General features: G+C 66.4%; 21 protein-coding genes, 1 tRNA gene and 1 pseudogene. 8 read left to right on the top strand and 15 right to left on the bottom strand.

Annotated elements, in window-relative coordinates:
- Nucleotides 1–227 precede the first annotated feature (227 nt).
- The 4 genes from AC1DIP_RS14740 to gcvH all read right to left on the bottom strand — a co-directional run bounded on the left by AC1DIP_RS14740 (nt 228) and on the right by gcvH (nt 2,491).
- Nucleotides 228–731, bottom strand: a complete 504-nt coding sequence (locus tag AC1DIP_RS14740) for a bifunctional nuclease family protein (protein ID WP_056331728.1) — start codon at nt 729–731, stop codon at nt 228–230.
- On the bottom strand, nt 731–1,447 hold the full coding sequence (ftsR, locus tag AC1DIP_RS14745; protein ID WP_477734166.1) for a transcriptional regulator FtsR: 717 nt from the start codon (nt 1,445–1,447) through the stop codon (nt 731–733). The genes AC1DIP_RS14740 and ftsR overlap by 1 nt, the downstream gene beginning before the upstream one ends.
- A gap of 23 nt (nt 1,448–1,470) precedes the next feature.
- Nucleotides 1,471–1,947, bottom strand: a complete 477-nt coding sequence (locus tag AC1DIP_RS14750) for an FHA domain-containing protein (protein ID WP_141160875.1) — start codon at nt 1,945–1,947, stop codon at nt 1,471–1,473.
- A gap of 157 nt (nt 1,948–2,104) precedes the next feature.
- Nucleotides 2,105–2,491, bottom strand: coding sequence for a glycine cleavage system protein GcvH (gene gcvH, locus AC1DIP_RS14755; RefSeq protein ID WP_141160876.1), 387 nt, complete (start codon nt 2,489–2,491; stop codon nt 2,105–2,107).
- A 168-nt stretch (nt 2,492–2,659) separates the two neighbouring features.
- Between gcvH and AC1DIP_RS14760 the strand changes: the two genes are divergently transcribed.
- Both AC1DIP_RS14760 and AC1DIP_RS14765 read left to right on the top strand, forming a co-directional pair.
- Nucleotides 2,660–3,529: an Fpg/Nei family DNA glycosylase gene (locus AC1DIP_RS14760; RefSeq protein ID WP_477734167.1), complete on the top strand. Its 870-nt coding sequence runs from the start codon at nt 2,660–2,662 to the stop codon at nt 3,527–3,529.
- Nucleotides 3,530–3,654: 125 nt separating this feature from the next.
- Nucleotides 3,655–5,436 carry a polysaccharide deacetylase family protein gene (locus AC1DIP_RS14765; protein ID WP_477734168.1) on the top strand — a complete coding sequence of 594 codons (1,782 nt, stop codon included), beginning with the start codon at nt 3,655–3,657 and terminating at the stop codon, nt 5,434–5,436.
- 165 nt (nt 5,437–5,601) lie between these two features.
- Here the strand turns inward: AC1DIP_RS14765 and AC1DIP_RS14770 are convergent.
- The 10 genes and pseudogenes from AC1DIP_RS14770 to AC1DIP_RS14815 form a co-directional block, all read right to left on the bottom strand.
- Nucleotides 5,602–5,678: transfer RNA gene (locus tag AC1DIP_RS14770), tRNA-Pro, on the bottom strand.
- A 137-nt stretch (nt 5,679–5,815) separates the two neighbouring features.
- Nucleotides 5,816–7,363 carry a ribosome biogenesis GTPase Der gene (gene der, locus AC1DIP_RS14775; protein ID WP_477734169.1) on the bottom strand — a complete coding sequence of 516 codons (1,548 nt, stop codon included), beginning with the start codon at nt 7,361–7,363 and terminating at the stop codon, nt 5,816–5,818.
- A gap of 10 nt (nt 7,364–7,373) precedes the next feature.
- Nucleotides 7,374–8,052 (bottom strand): annotated as a pseudogene (locus AC1DIP_RS14780) (lysophospholipid acyltransferase family protein).
- 31 nt (nt 8,053–8,083) lie between these two features.
- Entirely contained in the window at nt 8,084–8,797 is a 714-nt protein-coding gene (gene cmk, locus AC1DIP_RS14785) for a (d)CMP kinase (protein WP_476210482.1), read from the bottom strand.
- The gene (locus AC1DIP_RS14790; RefSeq protein ID WP_476210480.1) at nt 8,797–9,906 is read right to left on the bottom strand and encodes a prephenate dehydrogenase; all 1,110 of its coding nucleotides are present in this window, start codon (nt 9,904–9,906) and stop codon (nt 8,797–8,799) included. Before AC1DIP_RS14790 ends, cmk begins: the two co-directional genes overlap by 1 nt.
- A gap of 3 nt (nt 9,907–9,909) precedes the next feature.
- Nucleotides 9,910–11,115: a pseudouridine synthase gene (locus tag AC1DIP_RS14795; RefSeq protein ID WP_476210478.1), complete on the bottom strand. Its 1,206-nt coding sequence runs from the start codon at nt 11,113–11,115 to the stop codon at nt 9,910–9,912.
- Between the two features lie 129 nt (nt 11,116–11,244).
- Entirely contained in the window at nt 11,245–11,913 is a 669-nt protein-coding gene (gene scpB, locus AC1DIP_RS14800) for an SMC-Scp complex subunit ScpB (RefSeq protein ID WP_476210477.1), read from the bottom strand.
- Entirely contained in the window at nt 11,910–12,725 is an 816-nt protein-coding gene (locus tag AC1DIP_RS14805) for a segregation and condensation protein A (RefSeq protein ID WP_477734170.1), read from the bottom strand. Before AC1DIP_RS14805 ends, scpB begins: the two co-directional genes overlap by 4 nt.
- Nucleotides 12,726–12,732: 7 nt before the next feature.
- Entirely contained in the window at nt 12,733–13,632 is a 900-nt protein-coding gene (locus AC1DIP_RS14810; protein WP_056331794.1) for a ParA family protein, read from the bottom strand.
- 231 nt (nt 13,633–13,863) lie between these two features.
- Nucleotides 13,864–15,207, bottom strand: a complete 1,344-nt coding sequence (locus AC1DIP_RS14815) for a cation:dicarboxylate symporter family transporter (protein ID WP_476210474.1) — start codon at nt 15,205–15,207, stop codon at nt 13,864–13,866.
- Between the two features lie 158 nt (nt 15,208–15,365).
- On the opposite strand from AC1DIP_RS14815, the gene AC1DIP_RS14820 reads away from it, so the two are divergent.
- Both AC1DIP_RS14820 and AC1DIP_RS14825 read left to right on the top strand, forming a co-directional pair.
- Nucleotides 15,366–17,000, top strand: coding sequence for an ATP-binding protein (locus tag AC1DIP_RS14820; RefSeq protein ID WP_476210473.1), 1,635 nt, complete (start codon nt 15,366–15,368; stop codon nt 16,998–17,000).
- Nucleotides 16,997–17,710: a response regulator gene (locus tag AC1DIP_RS14825; protein WP_477734171.1), complete on the top strand. Its 714-nt coding sequence runs from the start codon at nt 16,997–16,999 to the stop codon at nt 17,708–17,710. Before AC1DIP_RS14820 ends, AC1DIP_RS14825 begins: the two co-directional genes overlap by 4 nt.
- Nucleotides 17,711–17,743: 33 nt before the next feature.
- Here the strand turns inward: AC1DIP_RS14825 and AC1DIP_RS14830 are convergent, their stop codons facing one another.
- On the bottom strand, nt 17,744–19,645 hold the full coding sequence (locus AC1DIP_RS14830; RefSeq protein ID WP_477734172.1) for a propionyl-CoA synthetase: 1,902 nt from the start codon (nt 19,643–19,645) through the stop codon (nt 17,744–17,746).
- A 172-nt stretch (nt 19,646–19,817) separates the two neighbouring features.
- Between AC1DIP_RS14830 and AC1DIP_RS14835 the strand changes: the two genes are divergently transcribed.
- From AC1DIP_RS14835 to AC1DIP_RS14850, 4 genes are all read left to right on the top strand, one after another.
- Nucleotides 19,818–20,474, top strand: a complete 657-nt coding sequence (locus tag AC1DIP_RS14835; protein ID WP_141181213.1) for a GntR family transcriptional regulator — start codon at nt 19,818–19,820, stop codon at nt 20,472–20,474.
- Nucleotides 20,467–21,987 carry an MmgE/PrpD family protein gene (locus tag AC1DIP_RS14840; RefSeq protein WP_477734173.1) on the top strand — a complete coding sequence of 507 codons (1,521 nt, stop codon included), beginning with the start codon at nt 20,467–20,469 and terminating at the stop codon, nt 21,985–21,987. The genes AC1DIP_RS14835 and AC1DIP_RS14840 overlap by 8 nt, the downstream gene beginning before the upstream one ends.
- Nucleotides 21,987–22,889 (top strand): methylisocitrate lyase, encoded by a 903-nt coding sequence (gene prpB, locus AC1DIP_RS14845; RefSeq protein WP_477734174.1) that lies wholly within the window; start codon nt 21,987–21,989, stop codon nt 22,887–22,889. The genes AC1DIP_RS14840 and prpB overlap by 1 nt, the downstream gene beginning before the upstream one ends.
- A 75-nt stretch (nt 22,890–22,964) precedes the next feature.
- Nucleotides 22,965–24,104, top strand: a complete 1,140-nt coding sequence (locus AC1DIP_RS14850; protein ID WP_477734175.1) for a bifunctional 2-methylcitrate synthase/citrate synthase — start codon at nt 22,965–22,967, stop codon at nt 24,102–24,104.
- Nucleotides 24,105–24,183: the final 79 nt, after the last annotated feature.

The raw sequence follows: 24,183 nt of genomic DNA on the forward strand, positions 1-24,183 counted from the left end.
CCTCCTTGTCGTACGCTCCCCCGGAACGACTACAGCAACCGTGGCAGGAAGGCCATGGGTGTAATTTCTCCGCGGGGCGCACTTTCCAGTGTGACTTGCGCGGCTGCCGTAAGCAAGGGAACTTGATACTTCGACGTTAGGCCCGGCGGGTCCCGAGGTCAAAGACCTTGGGGGCTTCGAAGAGGCGTGTCGAAACTTTCAGCCTTAACTTTAACCTTAACGTGACCTTAGCCGTCGAAATCCTCGGGTTCCACGTCATCCAGGAACTCCCTGAAGCGCCGCAGTTCGCGCTCCTCATCGACGGTGGGACCCGGCTCGGCGTCCTCGCCCTCATCATGCTCCGTAATGCGCACACCGGCCTCGTCCATCACAGAATCGGCGCACCAGATCCTGCACTTGGCCCGCAGGGCAACCGCCAGCGCATCCGAAGCACGGGAACTCACCGTGGTGCCGTTTTCAAACTGCAGCTGGCCATAAAAGATGTTGTCCTCCACGGCGACAATGTTGACGCTGACCACGGAGTGGCCCAGCGACTCCACGACGTCCACGAGGAGGTCATGGGTCATGGGCCTGGGCGGGACCACGCCCTGCTGGGCCAGGGCGATGGCACTGGCTTCCGGCGTGCCAATCCAGATCGGGACGTGGCGTTCGCCGTGCATCTCTTTGAGCAGGACCAGCGGCTGGTTGGAAGGCAGTTCAATGCGAACGCCAACAATCTCGACTTCGATCATCAGATGTCCATGCGTGAGATATGGTCCTGCACCAGGGCCCGGTGCAGGGTGAGGCAAAGATCGCTGATCTCGCGCGCCGCCTCCGCCGCGCGTGCCTGTGATGCCGAGTCCTTGCGTGAGGCCAGTGGCGCGACGGCTCGTTCCACCAGGCCGAATTCCCGTTCGGCCGCAGCCTGGAAAGGCCTGAGGTGCCGGGGTTCCAGGCCGTGGCTTTCCAGCTGCACGCAGGCGCGGGCAACCTGCAGGGCATGCTCGTCGAACTGGCCGTTGCTGTGGCTGATGAGGCCGAAGCTCAAGAGCGACTGCAGCAGGGGGACGCTGGCCCCGGACTCGGTGCGGAGCTGCTCCTCGCTCAGCTTGCGGCCCCGGTTCTGCAGTTCGGCAGCCAGTTCATCGGAAACAATGCGGGGCGAAACCACGACGCCGGGCGGGAGGTTCTCCGGCCGCTCTCCCCTGTCGATGGCGTCAAGGTAGTCCTTGATGACCCTCAGGGGGAGGTACTGGTCCCGCTGAAGGGCCAGCACGAAGCGCAGCCGCTCCACATCGCCGTCGGAATACTGACGGTAGCCCGCAGGTGTGCGGCGGGGGTTGATCAGTCCCTTTTCCTCAAGGAACCGGATCTTCGACGCGGTCATGCCCGGGAAGTCGGCGCTCAACTGGGCGAGGACTTCACCAATGTTCAGGACCTGGGGGCCCCGCCGTTCCGGTTGTGCCATTGCCACAGGCAGCGGTCCCCGGTTCAGCTGCGGCCTGCAGCCGTGGCAGGGCTCAGGTAGAAGGTGAGGCGGAACTTGCCGATCTGGACTTCGCTGCCGGACTTCAGTTCCACGCTGTCCACGCGGTCGTGGTTGACGTAGGTGCCGTTGAGGCTGTTCTTGTCCACCACTTCGAAGCTGCGGGCGGTGCGCCGGAACTCCACGTGGCGCCGCGATACCGTGACGTCATCCAGGAAGATGTCCGCGTCCGGGTGGCGGCCCGCAGTGGTGACATCCGAATCCAGCAGGAACCGGGCACCGGCGTTGGGGCCGCTGTGGGCCACCAGCAGGGCCGAGCCGGCGGGCAGGGCCTCCACCGAGTTGCGCTCGTCCGAAGACAGCCTCGGAGCGATGGTGGGTTCGTCGGTGACGGGGGTGAGGTGGATCGAGGTGGTCTCCGACGCCCTAGCCGCACCCGTGCCGTAATCCCCATCGGCAGGGTTGTGTCTGTGGCCAGCCATGGATTCCTCCTCTTAGATGTTGCGGGTATGGAACCCGCAACCAACGGTTAGTCTCCGGCCCTGCCCGGCAGGTCCGGCACCGGCTCCCGATCCGGGCTCTGACGTGCGGAGACGCCATGCCCGCGACGCGGGGCCGGACCGGAAATACCGGTTAGCTTTAGCCTACCTGTTGTTCGTACTCGGATGCACTGAGCAAGGACTCAACGGCGTCGGCTTCGGCCAGTTTGATCTCGATCAGCCAGCCGTCACCGTAAGGATCGCTGTTGATCAGGGCCGAATCGCTGTCCAGGGACTCGTTGCGGGCCACGACTTCACCGGAAACCGGGGCGTAGATGTCGCTGACGCTCTTGGTGGACTCGACCTCGCCCACCACTTCGTTTGCCGTAATCTTCGTGCCGACCTCGGGCATCTGGGCGTAAACGACATCCCCAAGGGCGTCCTGGGCAAAATCGGTGATTCCCACGCGGACCACGCCGTCGGCATTCGGGGAGGTGACCCACTCGTGTTCGGCGGTGTAGGACAGGTCTTCGGGAATGTTGCTCATGGGAGGCCTTTCATCGGGGTACGCGCCTATGTCACAAGGGGCCCGGAAATCGGGCCGCCGCTGAAAGTATAGGCACATCTGCCGGGGCCGCCACCGGCGTTTCTGACAAGATGGGAGCCATGAGCGCAAGCACCGGTGCAGCATCCTTTGGGACAGTGCAGGTAGGCCATGCCGGAACTGCCTGAAGTCGCCGGCCTCGCCGGGTTCCTTGACGAACAGCTGCGGGGCTGTGTGGTCACCAAACTGCAGATTGTCTCCTTCGCCGTGCTCAAGACGGCGGATCCGCCCTTCGACGCCCTTGAAGGCCGCACGGTCTCCGGCGTCCGGCGCTTCGGGAAGTTCATCAGCATCGATACCGGCGGCATTTCCCTGGTATTCCACCTGGCGCGCGCGGGCTGGGTGCGCTTCACCGACTCCCCCGCCGACAGCCAGCTTCGGATGGGCAAGGGCCTCATCGCGGTCCGGTGCGCGTTCTCCGGGCCCAACGGACCGCGCGGCCTGGATCTGACCGAGGCGGGCACCAAGAAGAGCCTGGCCGTCTACGTGGTGCGGGATCCGCAGGAGGTACCGGGAATCGCCTCGCTGGGTCCGGATCCTTTTACGGAAGCGTTCGACGCCGACATGCTGGCAGAGATCCTGGGCGGCAGTTCGCAGCAGATCAAGGGACTCCTGCGCAGCCAGAGCGTGATTGCGGGCATTGGCAACGCCTACAGTGACGAGATCCTTCACGCGGCGCGGATCTCACCGTTCGCCATCGCGAAGTCACTGGACCGGGAGAGCGTGCGGGTGCTGTACGACGCCATCCACAGCGTGCTGGGCGAGGCACTTAAGGAGGCTGCGGGCAAGCCGCCCAAGGATCTCAAGGACGTTAAGCGCAGCCACATGCGGGTGCATGCCAGGGCCGGCCAGCCCTGCCCCGTGTGCGGTGACACCGTCCGGGAGGTGTCGTTCGCGGACACCGCGCTGCAGTACTGCCCCACCTGCCAGACCAAGGGCAAGGTCCTGGCTGACCGGAGGACGTCGAAGTTCCTGAAGTAGGCAGGCCCGGAATGGCCCGTGGCCGCGCGGGAAAATTCGGGACTTCCGGTCCTGCCCGCGCAAGTCTCCCGGGCGTAGCGTCTTGATTAAGGCTCGCAAGTCTCGATCAGCACGAAGGGGCCACAATGCGCAGGTCTCGACCCGCCGTCCTCGGAATGGCCTTGGTCCTCGCCCTCGGCGGTGGGCTAGGGGGTACAGCCCTGGGTCCGCCCGTGGCCGGGGCGTCAGCGGCAGCCACGCACCAGAGCATTCCGGCGTCGATGGCGGTCCTGCAGGTTGGCGACGACGCCATCAGCCAGCATTATGAACAACTTGGCGGCGGCGCATCATTCCTCGGCACGCCACTCGGCAGCACCTACGACATCGCAGGAGGTCGTGCCCAGGACTACACGGCCGGCACGATCTACTGGAGCCCCGCCACCGGAGCACACGAAGTGCACGGCGCAATCCGCGGACGCTACCTGGCACTGGGCGGTCCCGCCGGGTTCTTTGGCTTCCCCTTAACGGATGAGACCACCACTCCCGGAGCGGCGGGCCAGTACAACGACTTTGCCCGCGGCAGCATCTACTGGAGCCCCGCCACCGGAGCACACGAAGTGCACGGCGCGGTCCGCGGATGCTATCTGGCACTGGGCGGACCGGGCGGCTATCTGGGCTTCCCGCTCACCGACGAATCCACCACTCCCGGCGCCGCCGGACAGTACAACGACTTCGCCCGCGGCACCATCTACTGGAGCCCCGCCACCGGAGCACATGAAGTGCACGGCGCAATCCGCGGCGAGTACCTCGCATTCGGCGGACCCGGCGGCTACCTGGGCTTCCCGCTCACCGATGAGACGGCCACTCCCGGCGCCGCCGGCCGGTACAACGACTTCGCCCGCGGCACCATCTACTGGAGCGCGGCCACGGGAGCACATGAGGTACACGGCGCGGTCCGCGGACGCTATCTCGAGCTTGGCGGACCGTCGGGCGCGCTCGGATTCCCCGTGACGGATGAGGCCGGCGCCCCCGACGGGGTGGGCCGGTACAACCACTTCAGCGGCACGTCCGCCGGTTCGTCGATTTATTGGTCGCCCACCACTGGGGCCCACGAGGTGTACGGAGCCATCCGCGCCCAGTGGGCGGCCCTCGGTTGGGAACGCAGCAGGCTCGGCTACCCGACCAGCGGAGAGTATGGCATTACGGGCGGGCGCCGCAACGACTTCCAGCACGGCTCGATCCTGTGGCACGCGGACAGCGGCAGGACCGAGGTTATCTATGCCAGCGTCCCGCCGTCGCTCCTGGGCGTGGATCTCGAGCGACTTCCGACCACGCAGAAGATTGTGGCGCTCACCTTCGACGCCGGCGCGAACGACGCCGGCCTCCGATCGATCCTCGCTACCCTCGCAGCGAACGGCGTCCCGGGCACGTTCTTCCTTACCGGAGACTGGGTCGACCAGTTTCCCTCCGACCCGGCGCTGATCTACAACGCGGGACACAGGATCGGCAACCACTCCATGACCCACCCTGACTTCACCACCCTGACCGACGCCCAGATTGCGGGCGAAATCAGCGGCGCGCAGAGGAGCATCGAGGCTGCGGGTGGCGACCCGCTCCCGTTCTTCCGCTTCCCGTTCGGCGCCCGCGATTCCCGCACGATTGCCTCCGTCAACGCCGCCGGCTACGCAGCGGTCCGGTGGACCGTTGACACGCTTGGCTGGCAGGGCACCCTGGGTGGAACGCGCGGACCCGGCTTCGTCGTCCAGCGTGTCATGGCATCCGCGCAGCCCGGGGAGATCGTCCTGATGCACCTCGGTTCCAACCCCGACGACGGCTCAACGCTCGACGCCGGGGCCCTCCCGCAGGTGATCTCCCAGCTGCGGGCGGCCGGCTATGGCTTCGTCACCCTCGACGCCGCCCTCGGCTAGCTGTATAGACCACGGACCCGGAAGAGCGCAGAACACCCCCGTCCGGACAAATCACCCCGGGCCCCCGGGCTGATTTGTCCATGGGAAGGTGCGCGGGCCGAAAATGCCCGCAGAACCCAAAAAAGCGGAAGGCACCGGAGAAATTCTCCGGCGCCTTCCGCTCTCTGGTCGGGCTGACAGGATTTGAACCTGCGACCCCTTGACCCCCAGTCAAGTGCGCTACCAAGCTGCGCTACAGCCCGCTGGTTCCGCCGTTCTCCGCTGAACCCAAACCCGAAGGTTTTCATCAGCAGTCCGGCCGAACCACCTAGAAGAGCTTACACGATCCGGAGGGGTGCCAGTGACACTTTCCGGTGATCAGCCCCAAGGTGTGTCGCAATTAACGCTTGCGGCCACGCTTCTCGCGGACGCGCATGCTCACCTCGATGGGCGTGCCCTCGAATCCGAAGGTCTCGCGAAGGCGCCGCGTGATGAACCGGCGGTACCCGGGATCCAGGAATCCGGTGGTGAACAGCACGAACTTCGGCGGACGGCTGGAGGCCTGGGTGCCGAAGAGGATGCGGGGCTGCTTGCCGCCGCGGACCGGGTGCGGGTGTGCGGCAACGAGCTCGCCCAGGAAGGCGTTGAGGCGCCCGGTGGGGATGCGCCGGTCCCAGTTCTCCAGGGCCAGGTCCAGGGCCGGGACCAGGCGGTCCTTGTGCCAGCCGGTCTTTGCCGAGATGTTGACCCGCGGCGCCCAGTCGACGTGGGCCAGGTCCTGTTCGATTTCCCGTTCCAGGTAGCGGCGGCGTTCGTCGTCCAGGAGGTCCCACTTGTTGAAGGCCAGGACAAGGGCGCGGCCGGATTCGATGGCCAGCTGGAGGATGCGGACGTCCTGTTCGCTGAGGACCTCATCGACGGCAAGGAGCACGACGGCGACTTCCGCCTTCTCGAGCGCGGCCTGCGTCCGGAGGGAGGCGTAGTAGTCCGCGCCCTGCGCCATGTGCTGGCGGCGGCGGATGCCGGCGGTGTCCACGAAACGCCAGGTGCGGCCACCGAGCTCGATGAATTCGTCCACGGGGTCTCGGGTGGTGCCGGCGGTGTTGTCCACCACCACTCGTTCAGAGCCTGCGAGCTTGTTCAGGAGCGAGGACTTGCCCACGTTCGGGCGTCCGATCAGGGCGATGCGCCGCGGACCGCCGGAGCGTTCCACGCCCTCGACGGTGGAGAACTCGGGCAGGACGTCCATGACGTGGTCCAGGAGGTCGGCCACGCCGCGGCCGTGCAGGGCTGACACCGGGTAGGGCTCGCCGAAGCCAAGGCCCCAGAGTGCTGCGCTGTCGGCTTCCTGGGCAAAGTCGTCCACTTTGTTGGCCACCATGATGACCGGCTTCTTGCTGCGGCGCAGCATCTTCATGACGCCTTCGTCCGTGGCGGTGGCGCCGACGGCGGAGTCCACCACGAAAAGGACGGCGTCGGCGAGCTCCACGGCCATCTCAGCCTGCTCGGCAACCCTGGCGTGGATGCCGCGGGCGTCGTGCTCCCATCCCCCGGTGTCCACCAGGGTGAAGTTGCGGCCATTCCAGTTCGCGGAGTACATCACGCGGTCGCGGGTGACGCCGGGGGTATCCTCAACCACTGCTTCGCGGCGGCCCAGGATGCGGTTCACCAGCGTGGACTTGCCCACGTTGGGACGGCCGATGATGGCCAGGACGGGGTCCAGCTTAAGGGGGCCTTCGAGGTCCTCGTCGCCGTACTCGCCGCTCAGCAGGGCTGCGTCGTCCTCGTCAAGCTCGTAGTCTTCCAGGCCGGCGCGGAGCGAGGCGGCACGAAGCTCCGCTTCGTCGTCCCCGATCGCTTCCAGGCGTTCGGCAACCTGGTCGGTGCCGGTGGGGGTGTATTCGTCGTCGGCGCCGGAGTGCCCGGTAGCCTGGGTGGTGTCGCTCATTGCACTGTCCTTAGTGGTCATCTGCCGGCGTCCCCGGCTACTGCTGTCAAGTCTTGGTGTCCAGCGGACGGCAAGGGCTGTCCGCTGAGTTGAATGGTGTCCTGGACGTGCCCTGCCAGCGCTGCACGGATGTCCTGCGCGGCCCTGTCCATTGAAGCACGGCCGGTTTCGCCGGCGCGGCGGGCCAGGGTAAGGGCCGCCCCGAAGCTGACGTGGAAGCGGCGTCCGGGCCGTGGAACGAAGTCCAGGTGCTCCTCGCCCTGCCGGGTGCCCAGGATGGCTACCGGCACCACCGGCGCCCCGGAGTTCAGCGCCAGCCACGCCACTCCGCCGTTGATGTCCGAGGCTGCGCCGCTCCCCCGCGTCCCTTCCGGGAGAATCCCAACGCAGCGCCCGGCGTCGAGCACGTCCTTACAGCGCTGCAGCGCGGCACGGTCACCGCGGCGATCCACGGGCAGCTGCCCGGACGCGGTCAGGACCCGGCCCAGGAAACCCTTGAACATCTCCTGTTTAACCAGGATGTGCATGGGGCGCGGAGCGGCGCCAAACATCACCGGCCCGTCGAGGAAGCTGATGTGGTTGCCGGCGAAGATCACCGGGCCGCCCGTGGGCACGTTGGTCCTGCCGGTCACGGTGGTCCGGTAGACCAAGTGGTCGAGGATCCATCCCACCGGCCTGCTCCAGGCCATGGTCAGCCCGGAGGGCAGGCCCGCGCATGCGTCAGTCACGGTTGAGGACCTTGGTGACAATCACGAGGGCAGCATCCACGGTCTGTTCGAAGTCCAGATCCGAGGAGTCCAGCGTTACCACACCGGAGGCGGCCTGCGTGAAGTTCACTACCGTGGAGTCCTTGGCGTCCCGGTGCGTGACCTGGGCAGCCAGCTGCTCGGCGTCCTGCGTCCCGCCCAGCTGGAGGCCGCGCCGGCGCAGCCGGGCTTCCTCGCTGGCGGTGAGGAGCATGCGCACCTCGGCCCCGGGCGCGACGACGGTGGTGATGTCCCTGCCTTCCACCACCATCCGGCGGTGGTGCTTTTCGATCAGGTCCCGCTGCCGACGGATCAGCTCCGTCCGTGCGCCCAGGGTGGTGGCGACGGCACTGACGGCGGCTGAGATGGCCGGCTCCCGAATGGCGTCCGTGACGTCCACTCCATCCACCCGGACATATTCCTCCAGCGGGCTGGTGCTCAGTTCAAGGACAAAGTCCCGGGATGCCTGCTCCACGGCAGCACCGTCCTCGAGGTCGATGCCTTCGGTGACGCAGTACCAGGTCAGGGCCCGGTACATGGCACCGGTGTCCAGGTAGGCCAGCCGGAGCCTGCGGGCCACTTCCTTGCTCACGCTGGACTTTCCGGAGCCGGACGGCCCGTCGATGGCCACCACCAGCGGGCGGCCGATGCGCAGGGCGCGCATGGATTCGAGGAGTTCCTGTGTCATTACTGAAGTACCCGCCATCCGCGGTCGTTAAGGGCTTCGATCAAGTGGTCGTGCTTGTTCGGCAACACGGAGATTTCAACCATACCTACGTTTTGGCCCGACGAGTGGTCCAGGCGCATGTCCTCCAGGTTGACGCCGATCTCGCCGATCTCGGTGAGCAGCTGTGCGATCTGGCCGGGCTTGTCGTCCACCAGGACGGTGAGCCACGCGTAGGCCTGCGGGGGCCCGCCGTGTTTCCCGGGGATGCGCGCCTGTCCGGCGTTCCCCTCGCTGATGAGCTGGGCGAGGTCCAGCCTGGCGCCGGGCGCCGCGGGGTTCTCCAGGGTGCCGATCAGCCGGTTCAGGTCGTCCCGGACACCGTAGAGGATCTCCACCACCTTGGCCGCGTTGCCGCCGAGGATCTGGACCCACAGGGTGGGGTCGCTAGCTGCGATCCTGGTGACGTCGCGCAGCCCATTGCCCGCCAGGGACAACGCGTGCAGCGGAGTTCCCTGCAGCCGGCTGGCCAGCAGTGAGGACATGACCTGCGGCAGGTGCGAGACCAGCGCCACGGCTTCATCGTGCTCATCGGCGGTGAACTGCGAGACGACGGCTCCCAGGTCCGAGGCAAGCGAGCGGGCCACCTGGAGGGCGGCGCCGGACGTTTCCTCGGACGGGCAGAGCACCCAGGGCATGGAGGTGAAGAGCTCACCGCGTGCAGCCACCGGGCCGGACTTTTCGCGTCCCGCCATGGGGTGCGTCCCCACGTAGCGGGACAGGTCGACGCCGGATTCGCGGAGCCGGGCAAGGATGTCCGCCTTCACGCTGGCGATGTCGATCACCACGGCGTCCGGGTAGGTGGACAGCGCGGCGAGGACGACGTCGGCTGTGACGTCCGGCGGAGCGGCCACCACAACCAGCTGCGGTGACGTATCACCGAGTTCAGGCAGCGGGCTGCCGGCACCGATGTCCACGGCCACCGCCTGGTTGGTGGGCGACGGGTCCGAGAGGAACACGGGCACGCCGCGCCCCCGCAGGCCCAGTCCGATGCTGGTGCCCAGCAGCCCGGTCCCGATGACCACCACCGGGCCGTCCAGGTGGCCGCGGCCCTGGCTCTTGAACGCGGACATGCCTCAGAGCCCTACGGATGCCAGCAGGTGGCCGACTTCCTGCTTGCCCAGGTTGCGGATGCTGCCCTGGCGCTGGTCGCCGAGCCCGATGGGGCCCACCTTGACGCGGACCAGCCGCTGGACCGGGAAGCCCACGGCGTCGAACAGGCGCCGGACAATGCGGTTCTTGCCGGAGTGGAGCACAACCTCGATCAGCACGTGGCCCGGGGTGGAGTCCACCAGGCGGAAGGAATCCACCGAAGCGAACCCGTCTTCGAGTTCGACGCCGGCCTTCAGCTGGGCGCCGATGCCCTGCGGGAACGGCCCGCGGACCTGCACCAGGTAGGTCTTGGGAACCTCGTAGGACGGGTGTGTCAGGCGGTTGGCGAGCTCGCCGTCGTTAGTCAAGAGCAGCAGGCCCTCGGTGGCGACGTCCAGGCGGCCGACGTGGAACAGGCGTTCGCCGGTGTTCTTGTTGTTCTTCAGGAAATCGCTGATGCAGGGCCGGCCCTCGGGGTCCTCCATGGTGGACACCACGCCCTTGGGCTTGTTGAACACCATGTAGACCAGGTTTTCGTCCAGCTGGATCCGCAGCCCGTCAACGTGGATGACGGCAGTCTTGGGGTCCACGCGGACACCGAGTTCGGTAACCACCTGGCCGTCGACTTCCACGCGGCCCTCAGCGATCATCTCCTCGCAGACGCGCCGGGAGGCGACTCCTGCAGAGGCCATGACCTTCTGGAGGCGCACACCGTCGGCATCGTGGAGTTCGGACTGGGGAACGTTGCCCCGGGGGCCCTTCTTCCGGGCGGGCTTGCGGACCGGCCCCAGGTTCTGGCCGAAGCGTTCGCTGCCGAAGGCACGCGAAGCGGCTGCACCGGGAGCGCCGGTACGAGGTTTGGGCTTGGGGGCACCCGGCGTGCCGGGAGCCTTCTTGGCACCGGGCTTGCGGGCAGCGGGCTTGCGTGACGACGGCTTGGCGCCCCGGGCAGCCTCGGCTCCGCGTCCCTGCTGGTCCCCTGCCAGGTCGGGATCGACGAAGCGCTCTTCGCGCGGCTTGGGCGCGCGGTGCGGGCGGTCGCCGCCGAATCCTGAGGCACGTTTGCCTGCTCCGCCGCGGGAGCCCCCGCTGAAGCTGCCGCCCTGTGCCGGGCGCTGAGAACTGTTGCGTTCGTTCCCGCTGCGTCCCGAACCGTTACGTGGTGAACCCTGGCGTCCCGCCTGTGTCATGACCCGTCCTTCAATATGTTTTTGGCCGGCTGAGATGTCCAAAGACAACCTTAGCCAGCCGCGCAGACTTCGTCTGCCCTGATAAATAACCCTTGCTGGATGGACTGGTGCGGGCAGGGGTTGTCCTGCCTACATCGTCTCGGCGTCGTAGAACTCTGCGATCCCGTCGAGCCCCGGTAGGTGCGGCGACAGTTGGGGCAGGTCCCCCACTGAACTGATCCCCATCCGTTCGAGGAAATACGAGGTAGTCCGGTAGAGGATTGCGCCGGACTCGGGATCGGTTCCCGCGTCCTCGATCAGCCCGCGTTGGGCCAGCGTCCGTACGACAGAGTCAACATTGACCCCGCGAATTGCAGACACGCGCGCCCGGGAAACGGGCTGGCGGTACGCGATGACTGCCAGTGTTTCCAATGCCGCCTGGGTTAGCCTGGCAGTCTGCCCCTCAAGCACATACTTGCCCACAATGTCGGCAAATTCCGCGCGGGAGTAGATGCGCCAGCCACCGGCGATGTTCCGCAATTCAAAACCCCGGGGACTGGATCCGATGCCAGCGCTGCTGGCACTCTCCACCTCCGGGGCTTTAACAGTATAGCCGTTATACTCGCGCTCCAGTTCTGCCAGCAGGGAGCGGACCGCATTGACCGTCAGCCCTACCCCGGCGGCGAGCTCCTCCTCAGTGGCCGGCTCGTCCAGAACCATGAGGACCGCTTCCAGGGCAGCCTTGGCCCCGCCGGGAAGGTGGGCGAAGTCCTCCGCGTGGCCGGTGTCGTCCTGCTGTGCATCCTGCGACGGGTTCACAGTTGCTCCTCGAATTCTTCGCTTAGGTTTTCCGCCGACCAGTCCGGGCAGTCCGCCGTCCAGTGGATGGCGAGGTCCGCCAGCGGGGATAGCTGGTCGAATGAGACGGCCCGGTCCCGGAAGAGTTCCAGGAGGGCCAGGAACCTGGCCACCACCACCAGGGTGGAGCCGGCGTCGGCAATCAGGGAGCGGAAGGTCAGCGGCGATTCCTCCCGCAGCCGGCGGCCCAGCACCTCGGCCTGTTCCTTGACGCTGACGTTGCTGCCGTGAAGGTGGCCGAGCGCCACTTGCGGTGGCTGCGCAGGCGCCTTGGGCCTTAGGGCCGCCTCGGCCAGGGCAGCGAACTGGTGGGGTGTGTGCTTCCAGACGAGTTCGGGAAGCATGGCCGCAAAATGCTCTTCGAGAGCCACTTGGCGGGGAAAACGGCGCCCTTCCTGGTCCAGGGTTTCGCCCAGGATTCCTGCAACCTGCTTGAACGCCTTGTACTGGAGCAACCGGGCAAAGAGCAGGTCTCGCGCCTCCAAAAGGGCAATGTCCTCGTCGTCCTCGACTTCACCGGCCGGGAGGAGCCGGGCGGCCTTGAGGTCAAGGAGGGTAGCGGCTATCACCAGGAACTCGCTTGCCTCGTCCAGCGCCCATTCTTCGCCGAGCTGCTGCAGCTTGCGGATGTACTTGATGAACTCATCAGTAACCGTGGCGATGGCAACTTCGGTGATGTCCAGCTGGTGCTTGGCAATCAGTCCCAGGAGGAGATCAAACGGACCCGTGAAGTTGGCCAGCCGCACCTCGAAGCCGGGCTTGGATTCGGCCACAGCGTGGTTAGGGCGCGCCGCCGCGGGAGATCAGCTCCTTGGCGAGCCGGCGGTAAGCGTCGGCACCTACGTGGTTTCCGGCGTAGCTGGTGATGGGCTCGGCAGCCACGGTGGCATCGGCAAACTTGATGGACCGCTTGATCACGGTCTCGAAGACCTTGTCACCGAACGCCTCCACCAGCCGGGTGATCACTTCGCGGCTGTGCAGGGTCCGGGCGTCATACATGGTGGCCAGCACGCCGTCCACCTGCAGCCGCGGGTTCAGCCGGTCCTGCACCTTGTCGATCGTTTCCACGAGGAGGGCAACGGCACGCAGTGCGAAGAACTCGCAGATGAGCGGAATGATGACGCCGTGGGCCGCAGTAAGGGCATTGACGGTCAGGAGGCCCAGGGACGGCTGGCAGTCGATAAGGACGACGTCGTAGTCGTCTTCGACCTTCTTCAGCGCACGGTCCAGGACCTGTTCGCGTGCCACCTCATTGACCAGCTGCACTTCTGCCGCGGAAAGGTCGATGTTGGCCGGCAGCAGGTCGACGTTTTCGACGCCGGTCTGGTGGATGGCGTCGCGGATGTCCACCTTGCGGTCCATCAGGACGTTGTACACGGTGAGGTCAAGCTCGTGCGGGTTGACGCCGAGGCCCGCGGACAGCGCGCCCTGGGGGTCGAAGTCCACGAGCAGGACACGGCGGCCGTACTCGGCGAGCGCGGCGGCCAGGTTGATGGTGGAGGTGGTCTTCCCGACCCCGCCCTTCTGGTTGACCATGGCGATGACGCGGGCCGGACCGTGGGAGGGCAGCGGCGCAGGTTCCGGGAACTCGCGGTATGGGCGTCCCGTGGGGCCCATCACCGCGTTTTCCAGGTCGAATTCCGTGCCCTCCAGAGTTGCTGAACCCTGTTCGCTGCTCACGTATCTGTCCACACTTTCGATGACGGTGATTTCCTGCCGCTGGCGTACCAGCGCCGTTCGTTCTGCTCCCTAGGTTACAGCGCCCGACACGGTATTCGACGGAACTTGACTTTCCGCGAATGTTGAGCCTTGACCCTCTAGCTGAGGTCGAAGGTTCGTTGCCGGGACAACGCAAAACCGCCCCCGCAGCGTGGCTGCGGCGGCGGTTTTGGGTCTCTTGAATGGCCTGGGCTAGGCCTTGGCTGCTTCCCGTGCGCCTTCTTCCTTTGGTGCCATCTCGCCGTGGCCGGCAATCATGGTCTGCTCGTCGAAGGGAACTTCGCCGGAGAGGACGCGGGCAACCTGGCCGCCGTCGATCTCCTTGACCCAGGTGCCCACCAGGACGGTGGCCACAGCGTTGCCGGTGAAGTTGGTCAGCGCGCGGGCCTCGGACATGAAGCGGTCGATGCCGACGATGATGCCCACTCCCCCGAGCAGTTCGGGACGGTGTGCCTGCAGGCCGGCTGCGAGGGTGGCCAGGCCGGCGCCGGTGACGCCTGCCGCACCCTTGGAGGCGATGATCATGAAGACCAGCAGGGAGATCTGGGCGCCGAGGTCCAGCGGGGTGCCCATGGCGTTGGCCACGAAAAGCGACGCCATGGTCAGGTAGATGGCGGTGCCGTCCAGGTTGAAAGAGTAGCCCGTGGGAACGGTGACGCCCACGACAGGCTTGGAGACGCCGAGGTGTTCCATCTTGGCGATCAGGCGGGGCAGCGCCGCTTCGGAGGATGAAGTGGAGAAGATGATGAGGTATTCGCGGGCCAGGTACTTCATCAGCTTGAAGATGTTCACGCCGGCAACAACCTGCAGCAGGCCGCCCAGGATGACCACGATGAACAGTGCACAGGTGATGTAGAAGGCAATCATCAGGGTGAACATGCTCACGATGGCCTGGACGCCGGTGGCACCGACGACGGCGGCGATGGCGCCGAAGGCGCCCACCGGGGCGAGCCACATGATCATGATCAGGATGCGGAAGACAAGGGCCTGGGCGTGGCCGATGGCCTTGAGGATCGGGGTGCCCTGGGCGCCCATCTTCTGCAGTGCGAAGCCAACCAGGATCGCGGCCAGCAGGGTGGGCAGCACCGGAATGTCGCTGGGAATGATGCCCATCAGGAAGTCCACGGTGCTGTCCGTGGCGGCCTTCTTGTTGGGATCGTAGGGCGTCAGCTTGAGGCCTTCACCCGGGTGGATCAGGTTGCCCACCACCAGGCCGATGGCCAGCGCGAAGGTGGACATGATGATGAAGTAGCCCAGGGCGAGGCCGCCCACCTTACCGACGGTGGCCGCCTTGGCGATGGAGCCGATGCCCAGGACGATGGTGCAGAAGATGACCGGCGCGATCATCATCTTGATGAGCTTGACGAAGCCGTCACCCAGGGGCTTGAGCGACTTGCCAACCTCCGGGAAGAGCAGGCCCACCACCGCGCCGAGGACGACGGCGGCGATGACGGCAATGTAGAGGTAGTGGGACTTGTCCAGTCCCTTGCGCCGCGGCGTCGCGGTCTCGAGCGACTCTCCTCGTTGAGAAGCCATGATGTGTCTCCTTGTGGATATTCTGATAGACGCTGCGGCGCAGTCTCTGGGCTCAACACGTCCGTGCAATGTGATATCCATCATTGGGCACCCCGTGATCCAGCTCACCGTTGCGTTCATATTGGTCGCAGTAGTCCCGGGGTTCAGATGGAGGCAGCATGATCCACCGCTGGAGTATCGCCCGCCGGCTCTTCCTGGCGAACCTGCTGATCGTCGTATCCTTCATTGCCATCGTGGGAACTGCGGCCTACGTGGATGCGCGGGACCGGACGTATGACGAAGCCGGCCGCCGCATGGAAGGTGTGGCAGCCTCCATCGCGGCCAACCCCCTGGTGCTCCAGGCCGCGGCCACGCCGGACCCGTCCGCCCTCCTGCAGCCCTATGCCAAGGACGTCACCAGCGCCGCCCACATCGATTTCATCACCATCATGGCTCCGGACCGGACCCGCTGGACGCACCCCAGGGATGAAGAGCTGGGGAGGCCGTACATCGGTTCAATCGACGTTGCCCTGCAGGGCAGGCCGTTCACCGAAGTCACCGCCGGCACCCTTGGGCCTTCCGTCCGGACCATTGTGCCGGTCAAGGACGCGGCCGGAACGGTCAAGGCCCTGGTAGCGGCCGGGGTGACCGTCCGCAGTGTCGATGTTGCCTTCACCGGCCGCCTGCCGGTCCTGCTCGCAGTCGGCATCGCCTTGCTGGTGGGCGGTTCCCTTGCGTCCTGGCTGCTGGGCCGGTACCTCCGCAGGGTCACGCGCGGCTGGGGGCCCGAACAGTTGGCGCAGCTGTTCACCTACTACGAATCGGTCCTGCACTCGGTCCGCGAAGGGCTGATCCTTATCGATGCCAGGAAGCGGGTGGTGATGTACAACGACCAGGCTGCCGAACTCCTTGGCCTGGCCGATACGGGAAGCAACGATCCCACCCGGCCGCCGTCGCTGGCGGACCTCCCCCTGGACAGCGAACTGCGCACCCTGTTTGACTCCGGGCGCACCACCAAGGACGAGATGGTGCTGACCGGTTCCCGCGTGCTGGTGGTTAACCAGGGCCCTGCACGGGGCCCGGAATCCCCCGGGGCGCGCGGGAAGGTTCCGGTCTACGGGACGGTGGCTACCCTGAGGGACCGGACGGAGATCGAGGCCCTTGGCAACGAACTGCAGACCATGCGGACACTGTCCGACGCGCTCCGGGCCCAGACCCACGAACACGCCAACCGGCTCCACACCATGGTCTCGCTTCTGGAACTTGGCCGGACCGGGGAAGCCCTCGATTTTGCCACCCAGGACCTGGCCTTGAGCCAGCAGTTGACGGACGACATGGTGAGCTCGATTGACGAACCCGTGGTGGGCGCACTGGTCATGGGCAAGGTGGCCGAGGCCCACGAGCGAGGCGTCCAGCTGGATGTTTCCACCCTCGGCTCCGGCGCGGCACCCGGGGTTGCCGTGCAGGACCTGGTGACGATCCTGGGAAACCTGCTGGACAACGCCATCGATGCGGCCGCGGATGCGCCGCCACCGCGGCGGGTGGTGCTGACGCTGGAGGCGGACGACGAGGGGCTGGACATCGCCGTGAACGATTCCGGGGCTCCCATCGATCCTGCGGATTCGGAAAAGATCTTCAGGCACGGATTCAGCACCAAGCCTGCAGGGACGGGCGGCCGCGGCATTGGCCTGGCACTGGTCCGGCAGGCGGTGCAGCGTTTGGGCGGTACGCTGGCCATTGACGGCCGGCGCGGCGCCAAGTTCGAAGTATTCCTGCCTGCGGCGGTGTCCGCGGAGAAGGAGCACAAACAGTGAGCAGCATCCGGGTCCTCGTCGTCGAAGACGAGGCCATCGCTTCGGCGGCGCACGCCGCCTACGTGGGGCGGATGGAAGGTTTCGAGCTGGCGGGGACCGCCCCGGACGGCCAGTCCGCCCTTCGGCTCCTGAATGAATTCGTTACTGCGGGCCAGCCGGTGGAACTGGTCCTGCTGGACATGAACCTGCCCGACCTCCATGGCCTGGACATCGCCCGGCGGATGCGGTCGGCGGGGATCCTGGCGGACATCATCGCCATCACCGCCGTGCGCGAGTTGGCAATCGTCCGCAGCGCTGTTGCCATCGGTGTGGTCCAGTACCTGATCAAGCCGTTCACGTTCGCCACGTTCTCCGACAAGCTGGAGAACTACCGCCAGTTCCGGCAGCAACTGGCAGATCCGGGCCACGGTCCCGGCAAGGGCGGTGCCTCGCAAAGCGAGGTGGACCAGGCGTTCGCCAGCCTCCGGGCGCCCTCGGAACTTCCGCTCCCGAAGGGCCTTTCCACCGCGACCCTCGGCTCCGTCCAGGAGTTTCTCCGCGGGCAGCCCGAGGCAGTGTCCGCTACCGAGGTTATGGATTCGCTGGGCATGTCCCGGGTGACGGCGCGGCGCTACCTGGAGTATCTGGCCGACGCCGGCACGGTTTCCCGGACCGCCCGCTACGGAACCCCGGGGCGGCCGGAAAACGAGTACCGCTGGACCGCCCGCTGACGGGTTCCACGCCTGGTTTCCCCGGCGCTGAAGTCAGCGGGCTTCTGTCCCGCCCCGGAGGGCGCCGATCAGCTGGTCAATGACGCCAGGATCCTCGATGGTGGACGGCACCGTGTATTCGTCGCCGTCGGCGATCTGGCGCATGGTTTTGCGCAGGATCTTTCCGGACCGGGTCTTGGGCAGGGCGTCCACCACCGTCACATGCTTGAAGTCCGCCACGGCACCGATGTCCCGCCGGACCATGGCCACCAGGTCCTTGGCCAGGACGTCTTCGGGGATGTCGACCCCGGACTTAAGCACCACATAGCCGCTGGGGCGCTGGCCCTTGAGTGGGTCTGCGAGCCCGATCACGGCGCACTCTGCGACGGCGGGGTGCTGGCCGATCACCTGTTCCATGGCGCCGGTGGACAGCCGGTGGCCGGCAACGTTGATGATGTCGTCGGTACGGCCCATGACGAACAGGTAACCGTCCTCATCGCGGTAGCCGGAATCGCCCGTGGCGTAGCAGCCGTCGAAAGCCTGGAGGTAGGACGAGATGAAACGTTCGTCGTTTCCCCACAGGGTGGTCAGGGTGCCCGGCGGCAACGGCAGCCCGAGCACGATGTTGCCTTCGATCCCCGGCTCGACTTCCCCGCCCCCGCCGTCGAGGATCTGCAGCCGGAACCCTGGCATCGGAACGGTTGGGGAGCCGGCCTTGATGGGCAGTGGCTCCAGTCCACGCGGATTGGCGCAAATGGCCCAGCCGGTCTCGGTTTGCCACCAGTGGTCCACCACGGGTACGCCCAGGACCCGGGATGCCCAGTGGAACGTGTCCGTGTCCAGCCGCTCGCCGGCCGCGAACAGCGTCCGCAGGCTGGAGACATCGTAGTCCCGCAGCAGCGTTGCTTCGGGATCGGCCTTGCGGATGGCCCGCAGTGCCGTGGGGGCGGTGAACAGCACGTTGACCCTATGGTCCTGCACCACGCGCCAGAACGCCCCCGCGTCGGGCGTGCCAACCGGTTTCCCTTCGTACATCACGGTGGTGGCCCCGGCCAGCAGCGGCCCATAGACGATGTAGGAGTGCCCCACCACCCAGCCAACGTCCGACGCTGTCCACATGACGTCGCCGGGGCCGATGTCATAGATGTTTTCCATGGTCCAGCGCAGGGCGACGGCGTGCCCGCCATTGTCACGGACCACTCCCTTGGGCGCCCCGGTGGTCCCGGAGGTGTACAGGATGTAGAGCGGGTCCGTGGCCTGCACTGCGACAGGGGCCACGGGCTGGGCCGATTCCATGGCCGTGTCCCAGTCCAGCCAGCCTGCGTGGTCCGCAGCCGCAGCTGCGAAGCCGTAGCGTGCCTTGACCAGCACGGGGATGTCCGGCGCGCCGGCCAGCGCAAGGGCCTCGGCGACCGCCGGGAGGTACTCGATGCGCCGGGCCGGTTCGATGCCACCGGATGCGGTGACCACCGCAGCGGGGGCGGCATCTCGGATCCGTGCGGCAAGCTCCTTGGGTGCGAAGCCGCCAAAAACCACCGAGTGAACCGCGCCCAGGCGGGCGGTGGCCAGCATGGCGATGGCGGCTTCCGGGATCATGGGCATGTAGATCACCACGCGGTCGCCCTTGCCGACGCCGTGGCTCCGCAGCACGCCGGCAAAGCGTGCCACAAGATCCGTGAGTTCCGCATACGTGTAGCGCTGCTGCGTTCCCAGCATGGCCGAGTCATGGATCAGGGCATCCTGCCCTCCGCGGCCTTCTGCCACGTGCCGGTCCAGGGCGTTATAGCAGGTATTCAGGGCTCCATCGGGGAACCAGCTGTACAGCGGCGCCCGGCTGGAGTCCAGGGCCCGGCCCGGCGGAGACGTCCAGGAAATGTTCCGCGCTGCCTCCAGCCAAAATTCCTGGGGCTGTTCGACACTGCGGCGGTAGCTGTCCCGGTAGCTGTTGGTGACCATGAGGGTATCCCGTCCACGACGTTGTGATGCAGCCCATGGTAGACGCCAACAGGGTCGGCCGACAAGAGTTTTGTATACAGAGTTCCAGCTATACCCGCTATTCGTGGAAAATGCTGGCGTCATTCAGCCTGCTGTGTATACACTGATGTCGTCAACGAGGAAGGAGGGCACCATGCGAGCCAGCGACAAGGCCTATGCTGCCCTGCGGGACGACATCATCGAATGGCGCCTTGCGCCCGGCACCGTCCTGGCCGAGGTGGAACAGTCCGAACGCCTTGGTGTGTCGCGCACGCCGTTGCGGGAGGCGCTGGGCCGCCTCACGGCGGAAGGACTCACGACGGCGGGCGGCCGCGGCGTCGTCGTCACCGACATCTCCCTGGAGGACATCGACGAACTGTTCGAGCTCCGCCAGACCCTGGAGGGCAAGGCCGCGGCGCTGGCCGCCCGGCGCGGGGACACCGCCACCTTCGAGCGCCTGCAGTGCGAACTCCTCAATGCCCCCGCGCTGATCAACGGCGGGGACCCCGCCCTGCATGACTACTACGAACTGGTGGGCAGGCTGGACACAGCCATCGACGCCGCCATCTCCAACTCCTACCTGGCCCAGGCCATGCGCAGCCTGCGCGTGCACCTGGTCCGAATCCGCCGGCTTGCCGCCGACGACGCCAACCGCCTGACCGCCGCCGCAGCCGAGCACGCCGCCATCGCGGAGGCCATCGCCGCCGGCAACCCGGCCCTCGCCGAGGCGGCAACGATCGTCCACCTGCACCGCAGCCTCTCCCACGTCAAAGCGACCCACGCATCCCACCCGAAGGAGCACCATGGTTAAGGAACACCACGTCCGCGTCTACAAGAGCGAAGAAAACCTCCCCCGCGAGGACCAGCTTGCCTACAAGATCGCGCAGGTGGCGGCAGATCCCGTCGCCGTCACCGACGAAGTGACGGACATGGTGATTAACCGCATCATCGACAACGCCTCGGTGGCCATCGCGTCCCTGAACCGCGCCCCGATCGTCGCGGCCCGGGCCCAGGCGCTCACCCACGGACCCAGCACCGGCGGCAAGGGCTCCAAGGTGTTCGGCATCGAGGAACGGGTGGCACCGGAATGGGCTGCCTGGGCCAACGGGGTGGCCGTCCGCGAACTCGACTACCACGACACCTTCCTGGCCGCCGAGTACTCCCACCCCGGCGACAACATTCCCCCCATCCTTGCCGTAGCCCAGCACGTGGGCGCCAGCGGCCACGACCTGGTGCGCGGCATCGCCACGGGCTACGAGATCCAGGTCAACCTGGTCAAGGCCATCTGCCTGCACAAGCACAAGATCGACCACGTCGCGCACCTTGGTCCCTCTGCGGCCGCCGGGATCGGCACCCTGCTGGGCCTCGACGTCGAAACCATCTTCCAGTCAGTGGGCCAGGCGCTGCACACCACCACGGCGACCCGGCAGTCACGCAAGGGCGAGATCTCCACCTGGAAGGCCCACGCCCCGGCATTCGCCGGCAAGATGGCCATCGAATCAGCCGACCGGGCCATGCGCGGCCAGACCTCACCGGTGCCGATCTACGAAGGCGAAGACGGCGTCATCGCCTGGATGCTCGATGGTCCGGACGCGTCCTACATGGTCCCGCTTCCCACCCCCGGCGAAGCCAAGCGCGCCATCATGGACACCTACACCAAGGAACACTCGGCCGAGTACCAGGCGCAGGCCTGGATCGACCTGGCCCGCAAGCTGCACCGCGAACACCCTGAGGTGGCCGACCCGGCCAACGTCGAATCAGTCCTGATCAAGACCAGCCACCACACCCACTACGTGATCGGCTCCGGCGCGAACGACCCCCAGAAGTACAGCCCCACCGCCAGCCGGGAAACCCTGGACCACTCCATCCCTTACATCTTTACGGTCGCCCTGCAGGACGGCGCCTGGCACCACGTGGACTCCTACGCACCGGAACGCGCAGCACGCCCGGACACCGTGGAGCTGTGGCACAAGGTGGCCACGGTGGAGGACGCAGAGTGGACCCGGCGCTACCACTCTCTGGACATCGCGGAAAAGGCTTTCGGCGGCTCGGTGGAGATCACCCTCAAGGACGGCACTGTCATCACCGACCAGATCGCCGTCGCCGACGCCCACCCCCTCGGCGCCCGGCCGTTCGCCCGCGAACAGTACATCAACAAGTTCCGGACCCTTGCCGCAGGACTGGTGGAGGAGGCGGAAATCGAAAGGTTCCTCGCCGCCGTCGAACGCCTCCCCGAACTGGGCGCCGGCGAGCTGGACCAGTTGAACATCACTGCAGCGCCCGGGGTCATCGACCTGGCAGCGGCACCGAAGGGACTCTTCTGATGCTGTATTCGAAGACCACGCCCGAACAGAAGCGGATCCGTTTCCGCGAGCTCCTGACCTCCGGCACCATCCAGCAGTTCCCGGGTGCGTTCAGCCCCCTCTCCGCCCGGCTCATCGAGGAGAAGGGCTTTGCCGGGGTCTACATTTCCGGCGCGGTCCTGGCCAACGACCTCGGCCTGCCGGACATCGGGCTGACCACGCTGACCGAGGTAGCCACCCGGGCAGGCCAGATCGCCCGCATGACGGACCTGCCCTCGATCGTTGACGCCGACACCGGCTTCGGGGAACCGATGAACGTGGCCCGCACCGTGCAGGAACTGGAAAACGCCGGCCTGGCCGGCTGCCACATCGAGGACCAGTTCAACCCGAAGCGCTGCGGCCACCTGGACGGCAAGAACGTGGTGGATCTGGATACCGCCACCAAGCGGATCCGGGCCGCAGCGGACGCGCGCCGCGATCCGAACTTCCTCATCATGGCCCGCACCGACATCCGGGCCACCGATGGGCTGGAGGCGGCGCAGCAGCGGGCCAAAGCCCTGGTTGAAGCCGGCGCAGACGCGATCTTCCCCGAGGCCATGAAGGACCTCAGCGAGTTCAAGGCCATCCGGGACGCCGTGGACGTGCCGATCCTGGCCAACATGACTGAGTTCGGCAAGAGCGCACTGTTTACCGTGGACGAACTGGCCGGCGTGGGCGTGAACATGGTCATTTATCCGGTCACCCTGCTCCGTAGTGCCATGGGCGCTGCTGAGCGTACTCTGGAATCGATCAAATCCGACGGCACCCAGGAGGCACAGGTTCCAAGCATGCTGACCCGTGCCCGGCTCTACGACCTCGTTGACTATGAGGCCTATAACCACTTTGACACCGGGGTCTTCAATTTCCGGATCCCCGGAACCTGACATCCCGCCCTGGCACCACACCGGAACGCCGGCATTTGCCGGACACCAGGCTTTAGGAACAAAGGAGTTTCAGCAATGGCTGAAAATGAGATCAAAAAGGGCCTCGCCGGCGTCGTGGTGGACTACACCGCCGTCTCCAAGGTCAACCCTGACACCAACTCCCTGCTCTACCGCGGCTACCCGGTCCAGGAGCTGGCCGCCCGGTGCAGCTTCGAGGAAGTGGCCTACCTGCTCTGGAACGGCGAATTGCCCACCACGGAGCAGTTGGCGGAGTTCACCGCGAGGGAGCGTGCGGGCCGCGCCCTCGACCCGGTGGTCAAGCAGGTCATCGACGCCTTGCCGGTGACTTCGCACCCGATGGATGTCTGCCGGACCGCGGCCTCCGTGATGGGCGCCCGGCACCCGCAGGCAGAGGATTCCTCACGCGAGGCCAACATGGCAAAGGCTGTTGACCTGTTCGCCGCCATGCCCGCAGTGGTGGCCTACGACCAGCGCCGCCGCCACGGCCAGGAACTCGTGGAGCCGCGCGAGGACCTGGGCTATTCGGCGAACTTCCTGTGGATGGCCTTCGGCGAGGAACAGGTACCTGAGGTGGTGGAGGCCTTCAACGTCTCGATGATCCTGTACGCCGAGCACTCCTTCAACGCGTCCACGTTCACCGCCCGCGTCATCACCTCGACGCTCTCGGACCTGCATTCGGCAGTGACCGGAGCCATCGGGGCACTCAAGGGTCCGCTGCACGGCGGAGCGAACGAAGCCGTGATGCACACGTTCGACGAGATCGGCATCCGGCAGGAGGAGTCCCTGGAGGAGGCTGCGGCCCGGGCGAAGGCCTGGATGGAGGATGCCCTGGCCCAGAAGAAGAAGGTCATGGGCTTCGGCCACCGCGTCTACAAGCACGGCGATTCCCGGGTCCCCACCATGAAGGCCGCCCTGGACAAAATGATTGCCCACTACGGCCGCCCCGAACTGCTGGGGCTGTACAACGGCCTGGAAACGGCGATGGATGAAGCCAAGGCCATCAAGCCGAACCTGGACTACCCGGCGGGGCCCACCTACCACCTGATGGGCTTCGACACCCCCACGTTCACTCCCCTGTTCGTGGCCAGCCGGATCACCGGCTGGACCGCGCACATCATGGAACAGCTGGACTCCAACTCCCTGATCCGGCCGCTGAGCGAATACAACGGCGTGGAGGAACGGCACCTTCCCTAGCGCATGGCAGGAACGCCCGACGGCGGGGCAGGCACTTTGGTGCCTGCCCCGCCGTCGGCGCTTAACGGCCTGGTGGGGC

It is taken from the genome of Pseudarthrobacter sp. 05T312 (assembly GCF_056396685.1).